Genomic DNA, 17,599 nt, shown 5'->3' with positions numbered 1-17,599 from the left:
GAGTCAGATTGGGGCGGGACGAAAGGCTTTTGTCATCTGTGTAGTTTAAGTTGAGCGATCATGCTGTGAACGGTGCTGTTTAAAGGATTTTTTGCGGGTTTTTCTTTTTTTTACGGAACTTTTTCCCCGCCGCCGGTTCGCACGCGGAAGTACAGCAAGGAGGCGCAATGTCGCTGTGTTTGACTATCACTAGTTATCACAAGATCACCCCTGGTCAATGCCCTGAGAAACTAATGGATCAGGGAATGATGGCAATTGGCCGCAGTTCCGATAATGACTGGGTACTTCCTGATCCCGAGCGCTTAGTTTCAGCGCGACATTGTGTCATCCAATACAAGGATGGCCGTTATTATTTGACCGATAACAGTACTAATGGTGTGGAGTTAGTCCGTGCCGGTATTCGTATGCGCCGGGGTAGCAGTGAGCCATTGGAAGATGGCGAGGTTATTCGCATTGGCGATTATGAAATCAGTGCGCGGATCGATTTCAGTCTCAATCGTGCCCAGGTTGAGGCCTTTTCCGGGGACAGCTCCAACAGTTTCGAAGCGCTGATGGGGCGCCACTCGTCGCCTCCCACGCCGATCGAGCCGATTGCCATGGCGCCGGTGGCGCATTTTCAGGGGGCTTCTGCCCAGGACACCTTTCCTGACCTGTTCGATTTCCTGACTCCGAGCGCCACGCCTCCGGCCACTCAGCCCGATCATGTGCCCGCCGAGCAGCACGACTTTCGCCCGCCGACCCCCACCACCGTGCCTCAGCCCGTAGCTGCGCCTCAGCCGGCTGCGCCCCAGGGCGCGGCGGTGATTCCGGAGGACTGGGACCTGTTCGGCGAAACACCGGCCCGACCGGCTCCGGTGGCGAGCGCAGCGCCAGTGGCAGCGCCGCCTGTTGTCCCGGACCCCTTTGCCAGCGTCGCTGAGTTCAGTGCAGTACCACCGCAGCCGCAACCGATCGAGGTCGCAGCCGTGGTGCCCGTTGCCCCTGTCGCCCCTGCGGCTCCTGTTTCGCCAGCGGCCGAGCCGGAGCCACACACCGACCTGTTGCAAGCCTTCCTGCGGGGCGCCGGGCTGGACCAACTGCGCATCGACCCGCAGCAGGCCCAGGCGCAGATGGAAAGCCTGGGGCGCAGCTACCGCTTGATGGTGGAAGGCCTGATCGATGTGTTGCGTGCCCGCAGCAGCCTCAAGGGCGAGTTCCGCATGCAGCAGACCATGATCCGCCCGGTGGAAAACAACCCGCTGAAGTTCGCCCCTAACGTGGACGAAGCCATGCTCCTGCTGTTGCGCCACAGCAACCAGGCGTTCATGGCCCCGGACCAGGCGGTGCAGGAGAGCTTCGACGATTTGCGGGCTCACCAGCTGGCCGTCATGGCCGGCGTGGAAGCCGCGATCAAACACCTGCTGGGGCGCTTCGAACCCACTGAGCTGGAAGCCCGCATGGCCCGTCCCGGTGGCCTGGGCAACCTGTTCAGCGGTTCGCGGCAGGCGCAGAACTGGCAGCAGTTCACGGCGCTCTACAAACAGATTTCCCAAGAAGCCCAGGACGATTTCCAGGACCTTTTCGGTCGTGAATTCAGTCGCGCCTACGAAGAGCATACCCACCGGCTGCGCCGTTCCTGAGCGCGCCTGGAACCCCCCGAACACACGGATACACGGACAGCTGACACGTCATTGAGGACGCAGGATGATTCAACGATTACTGACATTGGTCGCCATGCTGGTACTGGCAGCCTGTGCCAAGGACGCACCAACGCCCGCCGAGCCGGCCAAGGACGAACCTGGCGCCACCACCGTGGAGCTGCGTTTCCAGGCCGTGGCCGGGCTCAACCCGGGCCCTGACGGCCTGAGCACCCCGGTGCGGGTGCGGATCTTCGAACTCAAGAACCCGGCCACCTTCATGCGCGCTGACTACTTCGCCCTGGCGGAGCGGGCCCCGGCCACCCTGGGCCCGGACCTCATCGACCAGGATGAAGTGCTGGTCAAGCCCGGCGACCAGTTCACCCTCAAGCGCACCCTGGACCCGGCCACCCGTCAGGTCGGCCTGTTGGTGGGCTATCGCGAAGTGGACCAGGCCCTGTGGCGAGTCGGGGTCAACACGGCGCAGCGCCTGAACAATCAGTATCAGATCGTCCTCGATGTCCGCGCGATCAGCGCCGAGCTCGTGGCCCCCCCATCCAGCCCTGCCCAATAGGCAATCGGAGCAACCATGTCCTGGAACAATCGCGTGGTCTGGTCGGAAGGCATGTTCATTGGAACCCAGCACTTCCAGCAGCATGACCGTTACCTGGAAAACCTCATCGATGCCCGCAGCCGTCCGCTGTCGGCGGGGGCCTGGGGATTCTCCGAGCTGCGTATCGATCAGGGCCTGCTGGCCCAGGGCAAGCTGGCCATTGTCAGCGCCCGCGGCCTGTTGCCCGACGGCACACCGTTCAACATTCCCCATGACGACCTGGCGCCGAGCCCGCTGAGCATCGACGACAGCCTGCGCGATGGCCTGGTGTACCTGGCGCTGCCGCTCAAGCGCGCTGGCGCCCGGGATACCGTGGACGAAGGCGAGGAACTGGGCGCTGCCCGCTACCTGAGCCAGGTGCGCGAGGTGCGGGACGACAACGCCCCCTTTGAAAACCGTGCGCCGGTGGCGGTGGGTTCCCGGGCCTTGCGCCTGCTGACCGCGGCGGACGGCCTCAGCGACTACGCCGCCATCGGTGTGGTGCGGGTCAAGGAAAAGCGCGCCGACCGTGCCCTGGTGCTGGATGACAGCTACATCCCGCCGCTGCTGGATGTGGCCGCGTCCAAGCCCTTGAGCGCCTTTCGCAGCGAGCTGCTGGGCCTGCTGCACCAGCGGGGCGAAGCCCTGGCCGGACGGGTGGTGGCTTCGGGGGCCGGAGGCGCTTCGGAAATCGCCGACTTCATGCTGCTGCAACTGGTCAACCGCGCCCAGCCGCTGGTCAGCCACCTGAACCAGATCAGCCCGCTGCACCCCGAGCGCCTGTACAGCGAGCTGGTGAGCCTGGCCGGTGAATTCTCGACCTTCTCCAACAGCGCTCGACGTCCCGCTGAGTACCCGCAGTACCAGCACGATGAGCTGGCCCTGAGTTTTGCCCCGGTGATGCAGGCCCTGCGCGAGGCCCTGTCGATGCTGATCGACAGCAAGGCGACGCCGATCCCGATCGTCGAGAAAGCCTATGGCGTGCACGTGGCGATGCTGGCCGACCGCACCCTGCTGGAGAGCGCCAGCTTCATCCTGGTGGTGCGCGCCGACGTGCCCGGCGAGACCCTGCGCGGGCGCTTTGCCCAGCAGAGCAAAGTGGGCTCGGTGGAGCACATCCGCGATCTGGTCAACCTGCAGTTGCCGGGCATCGGCCTGTTGCCGCTGCCGGTGGCGCCACGGCAGTTGCCGTATCACGCCGGCTCCACCTACTACGAGCTCGACCGTGGCAGCGAGCACTGGAAGCAGCTGGTTCATTCCGGCGGCTTCGCGTTCCACGTCGCCGGGGAATTCCCGGGCTTGAACCTGGCCTTCTGGGCCATTCGAGGATAAGTCGCGATGCATCCTTTCGACGATTCGGCAGGGCAGCCGTCCCCGGCCAATGACCGCACCCAATTCATGCCGCGCCCCGGTGGCCGTGCTCCCGAGCCCGGGCGTCCGGCTCCGGCGCCAGCGCCGTCCCTGGCCATGCCGGCGGCGCCGCTGCCGGCCGGCCAGGCCCAGGGCCTGAACCCCCTGGAGAGTGCTGCCGGCCCGCTGCTGGCCTTGCTCACCCGGCTGCGCAACACCCTGGCCCATCCGGCCCCGGCCAGCCTGCGGGCGCAACTGCTGGCCTACCTGCGCCAGTTCGAGGAGCGGGCCGAGGCCGCTGGCGTGCCGCGCAACGATGTGCTGCTGGCGCGCTATGCGCTGTGCACTGCCCTGGATGAAGCGGTGCTCAGCACCCCCTGGGGCAGCACCAGCGACTGGGGCAAGCAGAGTCTGCTGATCACCGTGCACAACGAAGCCTGGGGCGGCGAGAAGGTCTTCCAGTTGCTGGAGCACTGCCTGCAGAGCCCCCGCGAGCGCCTGTACCTGCTGGAGCTGCTGTACCTGTGCATGTGCCTGGGTTTCGAAGGCCGCTACCGGGTGATGATCGACGGTCGCAGCCAGCTCGAAGCGCTGCGCGAGCGCACTGCGGCGATCATCCGCAGTGCCCGCGGCGAGCACGAGCGCGAACTCTCGCCGCATTGGCGCGGGGTCAGCGTGGCCCGTGACCGGCTGGCCCAGTTCATGCCGCCCTGGGTCGGTATCGCCATCGGTGTGGCCCTGCTCCTGGCGCTGCTGTTCGGCCTGCGCCTGAAGCTGGCGGCGGACGCTGAGCCGGTGTTCAAGAACATCCATGCCCTGGGCGAGATCCCGGTGCAGACCCTGGACCGCCCAGTGATCCAGCCCAAGATTGTCGAGCGTCCGCGCCTGGCGGGCTTTCTTGCCGAGGACATCAAGGCCGGGCGGGTGGCGGTGGAAGACGCCGTCGACCGTTCGGTGGTGACCATCCGTGGCGACGAGCTGTTCGCCTCGGCCAGCGCCAGCATCCTCGACGACTATCAGCCGCTGATGCTGCGCATCGCCGACGCGGTGCGCAAGGTCAAGGGCCAGGTGCGCATCACCGGCCACAGCGACAACCGCCCGATCGCCACCTTGCGCTTCCCGTCCAACTGGAAGCTGTCCCAGGCCCGCGCCGAATCGGTGTTGCAGATTCTCGCAGCGAAGACCGGCCAGCCGGAGCGCTTCAGCGCCGAAGGCCGCAGCGACACCGAGCCGTTGGCAACCAATGCCACCGCTGAAGGGCGGGCGCGCAATCGTCGGGTAGAAATCAGCGTATTGGCGGAGGGAGTCGAGTGAAGGCGTTTTTCAGTTTTGTGACGCGCTGGGTGATTCCACTGCTGGGGCTGATCGCCCTGAGCCTGATCATCTGGTTCATTGGCCCGCTGCTGGAGTTCCTGGTGCCGGAAGGGCGGCGTTGGGCGCTGATCATTGTCATTTTCGCGGTGTGGATCGGCTACCGGGTGTTTCGCATCATCCAGGCCCGCCGGCACGCGGCCAAAGTCCTGCAAAGCCTGGCCGCCGATACCCCGCCGGACCCGGACAGCGTGGCCACCGCCGAGGAACTGGCGGCCCTGCGCCAGCGCATGGACGAAGCCCTGGCGCTGTTGAAGAAGGCCAAGCTCGGCGGTGACGAGCGGCGCAACCTCTACGAGCTGCCGTGGTACGTGATCATCGGGCCACCGGGCTCGGGCAAGACCACCGCGCTGGTCAATTCCGGACTGCATTTTCCCCTGGCCGCGCAGCTGGGGGCCGGTGCCGTGCGCGGCGTCGGCGGCACCCGCAACTGCGACTGGTGGTTCACCGACCAGGCGGTATTGCTGGACACCGCCGGGCGCTACACCACCCAGGACAGCCATGCCGCGGTGGACAAGGCGGCCTGGCTGGGCTTTCTCGACCTGCTGAAAACCCAGCGTTCGCGGCGGCCCATCGATGGCGCCTTCGTCGCCATCAGCCTCTCCGACCTGCTGCTCAGCAGCGAAGCCGAGCGGGCGGCGCATGCGGCGGCGATTCGCCTGCGTATCCAGGAGCTGTACACCCAGCTGGGAGTGCGCTTCCCCATCTATCTGATGCTCACCAAGCTCGATCTGGTGCCGGGTTTCATGGAGTTCTTCGATTCCCTGAGCAAGGAAGAGCGGGCCCAGGTCTGGGGCATGACCTTCGCCCTGGACGACGGCAAGAGCGGCGACAGCCCCCTGGCCCAGTTGCCGGCGGAGCTGGCGGCCCTGGAGCAGCGCCTCAACGAACGCCTGGTGGAGCGCCTGCAACAGGAACGCGATCCGGCCCGGCGCGACCTGATCTACGGCTTCCCGCAGCAATTCGCGGCGCTCAAGGAGTCCTTGCAGGGCTTCCTCGAAGGCGTGTTCAAACCCAATGCCTTCGAGGAGCGCGTGCTGCTGCGCGGCGTGTATTTCACCAGCGGCACCCAGGAAGGCAGCCCCATCGACCGCCTGATCGGCGCCATGGCCCAGAGCATGAACCTGGACCGCCAGCACCTGGCGCGGCAGACCGGTACCGGGCGCAGCTACTTCATCGAGAAACTGTTCAGCGCGGTGGCCTTTGCCGAGCGCGGGCTGGTGGGGGTCAACCCCAAGGTCGAGCGGCGGCGTAAATGGATCGCCCGGGGCGCCCTGGCGGCCACCGTGGCCCTGGTGCTGGTGGTCAGCACCCTGTGGATCATCAGCTACCGGGCCAACCAGGCCTATATCGCCCAGGTCGACCAGCGGGTCGGCCCGGTGCGTCAGGACGTGCAAAGCCTCAGCCCGGCCCAGCGCGATGTGCTGGCGGTGCTGCCGCTGCTCAACGCCACGCGCAACCTGGCCGGCGATGCGCCGGGCTGGGCCGAAGGCCTGGGCCTGTATCAGGGCGACATGCTCGAAGCCGAGGCCGCCAGCGTCTATCGCAAGCTGCTGGTGGCGGTGTTCGCCCCGCGTCTGATGACCCGCATCGAAGAGCAGCTGCACAGCGGCGGCAACTCGGACTTCCTCTACGAGGGGCTCAAGGCCTACCTGATGCTGGCGGACAGCGAGCACTACGATCCGGACTTCATCAAGGCCTGGATCACCCTGGATTGGGACCGCACCCTGGCCCGCGACCTGCCGCCCGAGCAGCGCCAGGCCCTGACCGGCCACCTGCAGGCGCTGTTCGAAAAACATCCACCCAATGCGCGGCTGGACCAGCGCCTGATCGACGACCTGCGCCGCCAGCTGCAACAGCTGCCGGTGGCCCAGCGCGTGTATGACCGGGTCAAGCGCGCCAAGCTGCCGGACGGTGTGCCGGACTTCCGCCTCAGCGAAGCCGGTGGCCGTGACGCGGCGCTGGTGTTCACCCGCAAGAGCGGCAAGCCGTTGAGCGAACCCCTGAGCGGGCTGTTCACCGCCAAGGGCTACCGCGAAGGCTTCCTCCTGGCCAGTCTCAACCAGGCCGGCACCCTGGCCGAAGAGCAGTGGGTACTGGGCCGCGATCAGGCCGACCAGCAGAACGTCGCCAGCCTCGCCGCCGACGTGCGCCGCCTGTACTTCCAGGACTACCTGCGCCAGTGGGACGCCTTGCTGGCGGACATCGACTTCGTGCCGATCACCAGCGTGGCCCAGGCCGCCGACGTGCTGCGGATCCTCTCCGGGCCCACCTCGCCGCTGAAGAAGCTGCTGGTGGCGGTGGCCAAGGAAACCGATCTGCAACAGGAAGAACGCCTGTTGGCGGCCCAGGGCCAGAAGGTCGAGGGCGGTGTGGATCAACTCAAGCAGCGCCTGGGTTCCCTGCTGGGCCAGGAACAGGCAGGAAATCCGGCGGCCGTGGCCAGCAGCGAAGACCCGGTAAGCGCGCACTTTGCCGAGCTCAACAGCCTGGTGAGCAAGGGCGAAGGCGAGCCGGCGGCCATCGACGGCCTGCTGGCGGACATGAATGCCCTGTACGTGCAGGTCAGTGCCATGGTCGGGGCCAGCGGCGATGCCCTGCTGGGCGAGGCCAAGAACCAGGCCAGTGCCGCGGCGGCGCGGGTCAGCCTGACCGCCGAGCGCCAGCCGCCGGTGGTCCAGGGGCTGGTGAAATCGGTGGTCAGTTCCACCACCAACACCATGATGGGCGGGGTGCGCAACCAACTGAATGCGGCCTGGGTCAGCGAGGTGGTGAACGTTTATCGCCAGTCCCTGAGCGGGCGTTATCCGATGTCGCCGGGCAGCTCGCGGGACGCGACCCTGGAAGACTTCGGGCAGTTCTTCGGCACCGGCGGGGTGATGGACAACTACTTCCGCAAGTACCTGCAGCCTTACGTCAACACCTCGACCACCACCTGGAGCTGGCAGCCGGGCGCGGCGCAGAAGCTGGGCATTTCCCCCGGCGTGCTGCAAACCTTCCAGCGCGCCTCGAACATCCGCGATGCGTTCTTCCGCTCCAGTGGCGGGACCCAGCCGGCGGTGCGTTTCGAGCTCAAGCCGGTGGCCATGGACGCCAACATCAGCCAGTTCCTGCTCGACCTGGATGGCCAGCAACTGAGCTACGACCACGGTCCGAGCCGGCCGGTGGCCATGCAATGGCCGAACCCGGGGAGCATCGGCGTGGTGCGCCTGTCGATCATGCCGCCATCGGCCACTGGGCGCTCCGGGATCACCCTGGACGGTCCCTGGGCCTGGTTCCGTTTGCTGGAGCAATCGGACCTGACCGCCACCAACTCGCCGGACCGCTTCAACCTGCGGCTGCGGGTGGATGGCGCGAGCATTTCTTACGAACTGCGGGCCAGCAGTGCCTTCAACCCGTTCAAGAGCCGGGTGCTCAGCGGCTTCAGCCTGCCGGAGCGGCTATGACGGTGGTCGGCCTGTACGGCAAGTTGGCCAGCCGCGGCGATTTTGTCAGCCGTGGCTTGCCGCAGAGTTTCATCGGCCCTTGGGACAGTTGGCTGGCGACGGGGTTGCTGGCCAGCCAGAACGCCCTGGGCGAGCAGTGGCTGAACGCCTACCTGGTCAGCCCGCTGTGGCGTTTTGCCCTGGCCCCGGGAGTCTGTGGGCCCCAGGCGGCGGTGGGCGTGGTGATGCCGAGCATCGACCGGGTCGGGCGTTACTTCCCCCTGACCGTGGCCGCCTTGCTGGAGCCTGAAAGCGATGTGGCCTCCCTGGTGAGTGGTCCGCAGCTGTGGTTCGAACAGGTGGAAGAGCTGCTGCTGGCGACCCTGGACCAGGACGCCAGTTTCGAAGCCCTGGAGGACGGGTTGCAGGCCCTGGGAGCGCCGAGCCCGGCGACTCGCGCCGAATGCAGCCATTTCGCCGGCCTGCAGCGGTTTTATGTCAGCGATCCACAGTCCCGTGGCGCGGTCCTCGCGACCCAGGGCAGTGAAGGGTCGAGCGCCTGGTGGGGCCGGGGTTCGCCGTCCATCAGCCCGATGCTCCTGCGTTGCCAGGGGCTGCCGCCGGCCAGCGATTTTGCGCAATTTTTGCTCGGACAAGAAGGTGCCGTCTAAATGGGTTCAGCGCCACAACTGTCCTACCAGTCCGCCAGCTACAGCCATGTCGGCATGGTGCGGAAAATCAATGAAGACGCCTGGCTCGAAGCCCCGGAAGCCGGCCTCTGGCTGGTGGCCGACGGCATGGGCGGGCACGCTGCCGGGGATTACGTCAGCAGCCTGATTGTCGATAGCCTGCGCGGCATTGCGCCGGTCGACAGCCTCGACCATTACGTCGCCGCGCTGCGCAATGGCCTGGCGGCGGTGAATGCTGCCGTGCGCGAGGAAACCGCCAATCGCGGGGTGACCATGATGGGCAGCACCGTGGTCCTGCTGGCGGTGCGCGGTGCTCGGGCGGTGTGCCTGTGGGCCGGCGACAGTCGCCTGTACCGGCTGCGGGACGAGCAACTGGAAAGCATTTCCAGGGATCACAGCTACGTTCAGGACCTGCAGGACAGCGGCCTGCTCAGCGAAGCCGAGGCGCGGGTGCACCCCCGGGCCAATATCGTCACCCGGGCCATTGGCGTCGAAGCCCAGTTGGAGCTGTCCCAGGTCGACCTGCAGGTGGAGGACGGCGACACCTTCCTGCTGTGCAGCGACGGCTTGAACAAGACCGCCGAAGACTTCGAGCTGCGCGATGTGCTCAGCCACAGCGAGCCCAACGACGTGGTGCGCAGCCTGATTCACCTGGGCCTGACCCGGGGTGCGCCGGACAACATCACCGCCATCGTGATCAAGGCCGCAGGACAGTGACCATGGACATTCTGATTCCCGGCTTTGACATCCAGGGCGAGATTGGCGAAGGCGCCATGGCCACCGTGTACCTGGCGACCCAGCGTTCGCTTGAGCGCAAGGTGGCGCTCAAGGTGATGGCCGCGGCGCTGGCCGCCGACCCGAGCTTCTGCGAGCGCTTTTTGCGCGAGGGCAAGACCCTGGCGCGCCTGTCCCATCCGCACACCGTGACCATCCACGACATCGGCAATGTCGGCGAGCTGTACTACATGGCCATGGAGTACCTGCCCAACGGCACCCTCAAAGAGCGCATTGCCGCCGGGCTGACCCCGGAGCAGGGCCTGGCCTACATCCGCCAGATCGCTTCGGCCCTGGGTTATGCCCACGCCCAGGGGTTGGTGCACCGTGATGTGAAGCCGGCCAACATCCTGTTCCGCGCCGACGGCACGGCGGTGCTTTCGGACTTCGGCATCGCCAAGTCCCTGGATGACCGTACCCAGTTCACCCAGGCCGGTTTTGCCGTGGGCACGCCGAGCTACATGAGCCCGGAACAGGCCCGTGGCCAGGACATCGACGGGCGCGCCGACCTCTATGCCCTGGGCGTGGTGCTGTACGAAATTCTCGTCGGCGAGCTGCCGTACAACGGCACCGACGCGCTGTCCACGGCCCTGGCCCACCTCACCGAGCCCTTGCCGGAGCTGCCGCTGCACCACGGGCGCTACCAGCACATCCTGCGCAAGCTGCTGGCCAAGGACCCGGCGGAACGTTATCCGGATGCGGCGGCCTTGCTGACGGCCCTGGACAACCTGCCGCCTGAGGCGACCGAGGTCGAGGCGACGCTGATCCAGCCGTTGCCGCTGCCGCCTCAGGCTGCACCTCAGCCTGTACCTCAGGGCAACGACCTCGCCGGGTTGACCCCGGTGTCGATCGAGATTCCCCGGCAGGCGCCTGCGCCACAACCGGCGCCGCGCCGCGAGCCGCCCGAGGAGCCAGCGGCGCCGCCGCGCACCTCCAATCTGCCACCAGTCGGCAGTGGAGCTTCCGAACAGCACCGTGGCCCGGTGCTGGCCCTGGCCGGCGTCGCCGTGGCCGTCGCCCTGGCGGTGGCCGGCGCTGGTTATTGGTGGCTGTCCGGTGACAGCCCGGCGCCTGCGCCCAAGACCGCTTCGACGGTCAGCACCCCGCCTGCCGTGGTGGCGCCGCCGGTGGAGCAGCCACTGGCAGCGGATGTCGATGGCGGCCAGCGACCGTTGCTCATGCCGGGCAAGAAGACCCTGTTCCAGCGGGTGCTGAGCAAGCCGGGGGCGAGCTTTTCCAGCGAGCCGGGGGCCACGCCGGACAAGTCGGTGCCGGCGTTCTCGGTGCTTTATGTGTACCAGCGCAAGAACCTCGACGGCCGCTCCTGGCTGCGCCTGGGCGCCGCCAGTGACGGGCGCAGCGCCGGCTGGCTGCCGGCCGAGCAGGTCAGCGACTGGAAGCAAAGCCTGGTGCTGAAGTTCACCGAGCGTTCCGGTCGTGCACCGGTGATGTTCGTGCGTCAGGCCAGCGAACTGGAGCGTTTGCTGGCGGACCCGGCGGCGGCCAAGAACCTGCTGCTCAGGGCGCAGAAGAATCCTCAGGACGAGCAGCAGGTGCTGGCCCTGGAACCCAATGCCAGCGCGGTGCCCCAGGAGCAGTTCTACCTGCTGCCGATCTTCGATTCCAAGGAGAGCTTCGACGAGAGCGGCCAGCCGGTGCAGTTGCTCAATGTCGCCTCGATCGACCCGGGCAACAGCCCGCAGAGCATCAGCGACAGCAGTGGCCAGCGCCTGCCGGCGAACAGCCCGCCGGCCGCCGCCGATGCCTTCCGCACGGCAGTGGTGCTGGTGGTGGACACCTCGGTGTCGATGCAGCCGTACATCGATCAGGTGCGCGACGTGGTGCACGAGCTGCAGAGCAAGATCGCCGAGCGTGGCGAGCTGGACAGTGTCAGCTTCGGCCTGGTGGGGTTTCGCAACAACACCAGCAAGACCCCGGGCCTGGAGTACGTGACCAAGACCCTGGTGACCCTGGATCAGGGTCGTGACCCGCAGCGTTTCCAGGAGCTGGTGAGCCAGGTCAAGGCCACCAGTGTCTCCAGCCACTCGTTCAACGAAGACGCCTTTGCCGGGGTGATGCAGGCCGTGGAAGGCATGGACTGGAAGGGCTACGGCGGACGCCTGATCCTGCTGGTCAGTGATGCCGGGGCCCTGCGCAAGAACGATCCTTACAGCCGTACCCAGATGAACGAAGCGGAAGTGCGCCAGGCGGCTTTGGGCAAGCAGATCAAGATCTATGCCCTGCACCTGCGCACCGATGCCGGCAAGAAAAACCACGCCCAGGCGGAAACCCAGTACCGGGTACTGACCGCCGACGCCAACCCGAAGATCGGCGACCTGTACATTCCGGTGCCCGGCGGTGATGTGCGCAAGTTCGGCGAGCAGGTCGACGAGATCGGCACGGTGTTCGCCGACCTGGTGCATCAGGTGCGCAGCAACCAGAACCAGGACGTCCCGCAGCTGGCGGCGGCGCCGAGCATCGCGCAGAAGTCGGCGGCCATCGGCTACGCCATGCACATGGATTTCCTTGGTCGCAAATCCGCGAGTCAGGCGCCGCAGCTGGTCAGCGCCTGGACCGCCGACCGCGACCTGACCAACCCGGCGCTGCCGGCGTTCCAGGTCTGCGTGATGCTCACCAAGCTGCAGCTCAACGACTTGCAGCAGTCGCTGAAGCTGATTGTCGATGCGGCACGCAAGACCCAGACTTCGCCCAAGGATTTCTTCCAGGAAATCGCCAGCGCCAGCGCCTACATGAGCCGCGACCCCTCGGCCCTGCGCAAGGGCGGCAACCTGGCCGACGGCGGCGTGCTGGGGGAATACCTGGAAGGGCTGCCGTACCGCAGCAAGTCGCTGAACATGACCCAGGACCTGTGGCTCTCCCTGAGCGTGGCCGAGCAGGAAGATTTCATCGACGAGCTGGATTCGAAGATCCGTCTCTACGAGACCTTCCACAACGACCTGGCCAACTGGGTGCGCTTCGGCGATGCCGAGCCGGGTGATGCCCTGTACCGCGTTCCGTTGTCGACCCTGCCGTGATGCTCGATCTGGCAGAGGTGCGCAAGAGTCGCGGCGAGGGTCGCCAGCGCTACAGCCTGGTGATCCCCAGGCTGCAATTGCGCGCGGGCGATCAACTGGCGGTGGTCGGCCCCAGCGGCTGCGGCAAGAGCACGCTGCTCGATCTGCTGGCGCTGGTGCTGGCTCCGGACTCGGCGGCGCGCTTTGAATTCGCGCCGGCCAATGACCCCATCGACATTGCCGGCATCTGGCGCGGCACTGGTCACAGCGCCCTGGCGCAGTTGCGCAGCCAGCACCTGGGTTATGTGCTGCAGACTGGCGGTCTGCTGGGGTTTCTTGATGTGCGCAGCAATATCAGCCTGCCCCGGCAGTTGCTGGGGCTGGCGGACGAGGGCATTCCACGGCGTTTGGCCGAACGCCTGGAAATCGCCGATCAACTGCACAAGAAACCCGCCGCCCTGTCGGTGGGCCAGCGTCAGCGGGTCAGTTGTGCCCGGGCCTTGGCCCATGGCCCGCAGGTGCTGCTGGCGGATGAGCCGACCGCGGCCCTGGACCCCTTGAACGCTCAGCGGGTAATGCAACTGTTGGTGCAACAGGCGCGGGATCAGCGGCTGTGCTGCGTGATCGCCACCCACGATGAGGTGCTGGCCCGGGCCAACGGCTTGCAGGTGCGGCGCATTGCCTGCCAGCGCGATGCCGACGGCGGAGTCACCGCGACGCTGGGGGAGGCCTGCTGATGCGTGCGTCCCTGACCGCTGCCCTGGCCTGGCAGGACTACCGCGCCGATACCTGGTTGTCGGCCTGTTCGGTGCTGGCCCTGGTGGCAGTGATTGCGCCGTTGCTGGTGCTGTTCGGGCTCAAGTTCGGGCTGGTGAGCAGCCTCACCGAGCGCCTGGAAAAGGACCCGGCGGTACGCGAGATCATTCCCCTGGGCGGTGGACGTTTCAGCGCCAGCTTCATTGCTGAACTGGGCCAGCGTCCGGACGTCGCCTTTGCCTTGCCGCGCACCCGGCAGATTGCCGCGACGGCGGACTTGTCCCGGGGCACGGGGGATATCGGACTGACCGTGGAAATGTTGCCGACCGCTGTCTCGGACCCCTTGCTCGGGCGTTTGCCGGTGCCGCGGAACATGAGTGGCGTGCTCCTGAGTCGTACCGCCGCCGAGAAGCTTGGCGTACAGCCTGGAGATTGGCTGCAGGCAAGCTTCGGCCGGCAGGTGGCAGGGCGCAGCGAAGTGCAGCGGACCCGGGTCCAGGTGGAGGGTGTATTGCCCCTGGAAGCCTTTGCCCGGGATGCCCTGTTCGCCCCGCTGGCCTTGCTGGAGGCCGCCGAGGACTACCGCGACGGCCGTGCGGTGGCGGCCCTGGGCTGGCTCGGCGAAGCGCCGGCCGCGTCCGCGCAGCGGGTCTACCCGGCCTTTCGCCTGTATGCCCGCAGCCTGGATGACGTCGAACCCTTGCGCCGCTATTTCGCCGAGCGCGGCCTGTTGGTGGCGACCCAGGCCCAGACCATCGCCCAGGTGCAGTCCTTGAGTCGCAACCTGTCCATTGTCTTCTGGGTGATCGCCGGGCTGGCCCTGGCGGGCGCCTTTGCGGCGATCTTCGCCGGGGCCCTGGCGGCGGTGGAGCGCAAGCGCCGGGAGTTGTCGGTGCTGCGCCTGCTGGGATTCTCCACCGGCGCCCTGTTGTTGTTCGTGGTGGCCCAGGCGCTGTACAGCGCCGGTTTCGCTGCGTTGTTGAGTGGCGCTCTGTATGGCCTGGCCCAGGCCGGGCTGAATCATTTGTTCATGCAGGTGCCCGGCGAGTACGCCAGTCATTTGCTGCCGGCCCATTACGGGCTGGCCCTGTTGGCGACGCTGGGCGTCAGCACCCTGGCCGCCGCGCTGGGCGGCTGGCGGGTGTCGCGCATTGAAGCCTGTGAAGGAATTCGCGATGTATAAGTTGATCGGCACCGTGTTGGCCATGACCCTGGCCGGCGCCGCGTGGGCGCAAGAGCCCGGTAACAAGATGGACAACCCCAAGCCCCTGCCGGACGACGTCAGTCTGCCGCTGCCCTGTGAAGGCGAGATGGTGTTCCGCTATGTCTACGTGTTGGCCCAGGGCACCCTGGACGACCGTGAGGTCAACCTCGGCTATCCCTTCAGCGAAGGTGAGAGCGGCTACCAGCAATCGTTCATCTCCGGTTATCGCCGGGACTACATCAATGGCCAGTTCACCCTCAAGGACCTGCCTGGTGCCTGGAGCAAGACCATTGCTCCGGCCTTGCCGAAAACCGGTGCCGGGGTGCCTCTCAAGCCGATGCTGTATTTCATCGGCAAGTACGAAGTCACCGCTCGCCAGTACGCCCAGGTGATGGCCCAGGCCCAGTCCCTGGCCAGCGGCGAGCCGGCCCCGGCCTGTGAAGTCTCGGAGGGGATGCAGGGGCGTTTGCCCAAGGTCAAGCTGTCGCGCTTCGAGGCCGAGCGTTTCGCGGCGGTGTACAGCGCCTGGCTGATGAAGCATCACCGTGACTTGCTGCCGGTCAGCGGCCGCGGCGGCTCCTCCGAAGACGGCGGCCTGGGCTTTGTGCGCCTGCCCACCGAAGTGGAGTGGGAATACGCCGCCCGTGGCGGTCAGGCGGTGAGTCGCCAGGAGCTGGAAGGGCGGCTGTTTCCACGGCGCCTGGAGGGCAGCGAGAGCGATGGCCCGCTGGCGGACTGGGCGGTGTTCAATCAGGTGGCCGGCGGCACGGGCCAGGCGGCGCGGCTGATGCCGATCGGCACCAAGCTGCCCAACCCCATCGGCCTGTTCGACGTGATCGGCAATGCCGCCGAGATGGTCCAGGAGTCGTTCCAGCTGGTGCGCGCCGGACGGCGCCAGGGCACCTACGGTGGCTTCGTGGTCAAGGGCGGCAATTACCTGGAAGGCGAGGGCACGCTGTTTACCGGCATGCGCCGCGAGTACCCGCTGTTTGGCGCCGACGGCACCGAGCAGAGCAATGAAACCACGGGTTTTCGGGTGGCCATCGGCGCCTTGTCGGCCCCGCGTTCGCGCTACAAGGAGCTGTTCGCCCAGTGGCAGAAGGAAGGCCGCCTGGCGTCCCTGACCGACGCCATCGATGACGCCCAGGACCCCACCAAGCGCCTGGACGCCATCATCGCCGCCAGTGTCGACCCGCGTCTGCAGGCGGAGCTGGGGCTGGTCAACGAAGAGCTCAAGCGCAACGTCTCGCTGATCGCCCAGCAGCGCGAGGAGGCGGCGGGCAACCTGATCCAGTCGTCGGCCCTGGTGGCCGAGACCATCAATAACTACAACATCCGCCTGACCAACCTGAAGAAGAGCCAGCAGCAGGCCATCGATGCCAAGGACGAACCCAGCGCCAAGCTGTTCGCCGAAGCCATCGACAACGGCCGCAGCGCGCTGGACGGGGCGGTGGCGATCTACATCGACAACCTGGCCACGGGCACCCGTTACACCGACGCGGTGATCCAGGCGCAATTTCAACGGATCAAGGAAGAACTCAATCGCAAGCCGGTGCTCGGCAAGAGCCTGGTGACGCGCGCTACGTTATTCGTCCGCCATGTCGGGAATTATCGCCAGCAACGGCGAGCCGACCCAGCGACGATTTTGAAGGAACTGCTCGCATCGACCGGTCAGAAGTCATGACCGGCCGCTGTCTGTCGAGCCTGGAGGAGCTCGGACGACCTGGCGTCGTACCGAGTTGGTCAAACTTAATCGAGATCACGAACATGCTTTTTTCCCGCAACCCATTTGCTTCAACATCCAAGCGTCACCTGCTGTTGGTTGCCGCCGGGTTCAGCACCGTATTGACCGGTTGCGCGACCTCTCCGGTGTCCAAGGTCGCCTCCACCACCAAGGTCGAGTACTACCCGAGCTGCTACGAGCCGGTGCAGCACCTGCGCGCCACTGATTCGGACATGACCAAGTCGGTGGTCACCGGTGCCGCCCTGGGCGCTGCTGGCGGTGCCTTGCTCGGCGCCCTGACCGGCGACGGCGACAACCGTGGTCGCAATGCGGCCATCGGTGCGGCCGGTGGTGCCCTGGCCGGTGGTGCCGCCGGTTACTACACCGAGCGCCAGAAGCAGATCGCCGATGACAATCAGCGCATCGCTTCCTACGCCGCCGACGTCAACAAGAGTGCTGCCGACATCGATCGCAGCACCGCCTACGCCCGTGCTTCGCAGACCTGCTACCAGCGTGCCTTTGACAGCCTGATCACTGCCCGCAAGGCCAACAGCATTAATGATGTGGAAGGGCGCAAGCGCCTGGCGGAGATCGTCAGCGGCCTGAAAGAGTCCAATGACCTGATCGCCGCGGTGAACGGCCGGGCCAGCGAAGACCTGAGCAAGTACAACCAGGCCTACGAGCAGGATCTGCAGCAAGTGGGCGTGCAACGTACCGACGTGGTGAAAGTCGCCACCGCCGACACCACCCCGGTGACCACCACCGGTGGCAGGAAGAAGCAGCAGAAGGTCAAGCAACCCAAGCTGCCGACTGTACCGACGGAAGCGGTGAGCACCGAGAAGTCGATCCAGCAGGCCAAGACCAAGCAGGCCGAGAGCAACAAGGTCGCTACCACCGGCCAGACCCAGGTCAACAGCATGTGCAAGAGCCCGGACCTGGGTGATTGGGCACCGGTGCCTTGCCCTAACGTGTGAGTCAGTGATTGTCTGACAAGATGTAGCGATAAGCGTTGAACGCCAGTCGATCTCCGAGTAATCGAGCAGATCGGCTGGCGCTCTTCGAGTTACAGGTTAAACTGCGGCGGC

At 66.3% G+C, this 17,599-nt stretch carries 12 protein-coding genes; all 12 read left to right on the top strand.

The window, feature by feature from the left end:
* Positions 1–167 precede the first annotated feature (167 nt).
* The 12 genes from tagH (at position 168) to tagQ (ending at position 17,488) form a co-directional block, all read left to right on the top strand.
* Positions 168–1,619 (top strand): type VI secretion system-associated FHA domain protein TagH, encoded by a 1,452-nt coding sequence (gene tagH / locus DWF74_RS15080; protein WP_102862289.1) that lies wholly within the window; start codon positions 168–170, stop codon positions 1,617–1,619.
* A 64-nt stretch (positions 1,620–1,683) separates the two neighbouring features.
* Entirely contained in the window at positions 1,684–2,190 is a 507-nt protein-coding gene (tssJ, locus tag DWF74_RS15075; RefSeq protein ID WP_102862288.1) for a type VI secretion system lipoprotein TssJ, read from the top strand.
* Between the two features lie 15 nt (positions 2,191–2,205).
* Complete coding sequence (tssK, locus tag DWF74_RS15070) at positions 2,206–3,540, top strand: type VI secretion system baseplate subunit TssK (protein ID WP_102862287.1); 1,335 nt, start codon at positions 2,206–2,208, stop codon at positions 3,538–3,540.
* Positions 3,541–3,546: 6 nt separating this feature from the next.
* Positions 3,547–4,872, top strand: a complete 1,326-nt coding sequence (locus tag DWF74_RS15065; protein WP_102862286.1) for a DotU family type VI secretion system protein — start codon at positions 3,547–3,549, stop codon at positions 4,870–4,872.
* Complete coding sequence (gene tssM, locus DWF74_RS15060; protein ID WP_102862285.1) at positions 4,869–8,375, top strand: type VI secretion system membrane subunit TssM; 3,507 nt, start codon at positions 4,869–4,871, stop codon at positions 8,373–8,375. Before DWF74_RS15065 ends, tssM begins: the two co-directional genes overlap by 4 nt.
* A complete protein-coding gene (tagF, locus tag DWF74_RS15055; protein ID WP_115581213.1) occupies positions 8,372–9,025 on the top strand; it encodes a type VI secretion system-associated protein TagF in 654 nt (217 codons plus the stop codon). Before tssM ends, tagF begins: the two co-directional genes overlap by 4 nt.
* The gene (locus DWF74_RS15050) at positions 9,026–9,760 is read left to right on the top strand and encodes a PP2C family protein-serine/threonine phosphatase (RefSeq protein WP_102862283.1); all 735 of its coding nucleotides are present in this window, start codon (positions 9,026–9,028) and stop codon (positions 9,758–9,760) included.
* Positions 9,761–9,762: 2 nt separating this feature from the next.
* The gene (locus DWF74_RS15045) at positions 9,763–12,852 is read left to right on the top strand and encodes a serine/threonine-protein kinase (RefSeq protein WP_115581212.1); all 3,090 of its coding nucleotides are present in this window, start codon (positions 9,763–9,765) and stop codon (positions 12,850–12,852) included.
* The gene (locus DWF74_RS15040) at positions 12,852–13,568 is read left to right on the top strand and encodes an ABC transporter ATP-binding protein (protein ID WP_102862281.1); all 717 of its coding nucleotides are present in this window, start codon (positions 12,852–12,854) and stop codon (positions 13,566–13,568) included. The genes DWF74_RS15045 and DWF74_RS15040 overlap by 1 nt, the downstream gene beginning before the upstream one ends.
* The gene (locus DWF74_RS15035) at positions 13,568–14,770 is read left to right on the top strand and encodes an ABC transporter permease (protein WP_102862280.1); all 1,203 of its coding nucleotides are present in this window, start codon (positions 13,568–13,570) and stop codon (positions 14,768–14,770) included. The genes DWF74_RS15040 and DWF74_RS15035 overlap by 1 nt, the downstream gene beginning before the upstream one ends.
* A complete protein-coding gene (locus DWF74_RS15030) occupies positions 14,763–16,475 on the top strand; it encodes a formylglycine-generating enzyme family protein (protein WP_115581211.1) in 1,713 nt (570 codons plus the stop codon). The genes DWF74_RS15035 and DWF74_RS15030 overlap by 8 nt, the downstream gene beginning before the upstream one ends.
* Before the next feature lie 83 nt (positions 16,476–16,558).
* Complete coding sequence (gene tagQ, locus DWF74_RS15025; RefSeq protein ID WP_102862278.1) at positions 16,559–17,488, top strand: type VI secretion system-associated lipoprotein TagQ; 930 nt, start codon at positions 16,559–16,561, stop codon at positions 17,486–17,488.
* Positions 17,489–17,599 lie beyond the last annotated feature (111 nt).

This window comes from Pseudomonas protegens (assembly GCF_003363755.1).
GTDB lineage: Bacteria > Pseudomonadota > Gammaproteobacteria > Pseudomonadales > Pseudomonadaceae > Aquipseudomonas > Aquipseudomonas danubii.
The sequence above is the reverse complement of the archived record's forward strand: the minus strand, read 5'-3'. Positions and strand labels throughout refer to the sequence as shown.

Excerpts from the sequence above, each read along its gene's own strand:
- tagH (WP_102862289.1), top strand. The coding sequence starts at position 168 with ATGTCGCTGTGTTTGACTATCACTAGTTATCACAAGATCACCCCTGGT.
- DWF74_RS15050 (WP_102862283.1), top strand. The coding sequence starts at position 9,026 with ATGGGTTCAGCGCCACAACTGTCCTACCAGTCCGCCAGCTACAGCCAT.
- tagF (WP_115581213.1), top strand. The coding sequence starts at position 8,372 with ATGACGGTGGTCGGCCTGTACGGCAAGTTGGCCAGCCGCGGCGATTTT.
- DWF74_RS15040 (WP_102862281.1), top strand. The coding sequence starts at position 12,852 with ATGCTCGATCTGGCAGAGGTGCGCAAGAGTCGCGGCGAGGGTCGCCAG.
- DWF74_RS15030 (WP_115581211.1), top strand. The coding sequence starts at position 14,763 with ATGTATAAGTTGATCGGCACCGTGTTGGCCATGACCCTGGCCGGCGCC.
- tssK (WP_102862287.1), top strand. The coding sequence starts at position 2,206 with ATGTCCTGGAACAATCGCGTGGTCTGGTCGGAAGGCATGTTCATTGGA.
- tssJ (WP_102862288.1), top strand. The coding sequence starts at position 1,684 with ATGATTCAACGATTACTGACATTGGTCGCCATGCTGGTACTGGCAGCC.
- DWF74_RS15035 (WP_102862280.1), top strand. The coding sequence starts at position 13,568 with ATGCGTGCGTCCCTGACCGCTGCCCTGGCCTGGCAGGACTACCGCGCC.
- tagQ (WP_102862278.1), top strand. The coding sequence starts at position 16,559 with ATGCTTTTTTCCCGCAACCCATTTGCTTCAACATCCAAGCGTCACCTG.
- DWF74_RS15045 (WP_115581212.1), top strand. The coding sequence starts at position 9,763 with ATGGACATTCTGATTCCCGGCTTTGACATCCAGGGCGAGATTGGCGAA.
- DWF74_RS15065 (WP_102862286.1), top strand. The coding sequence starts at position 3,547 with ATGCATCCTTTCGACGATTCGGCAGGGCAGCCGTCCCCGGCCAATGAC.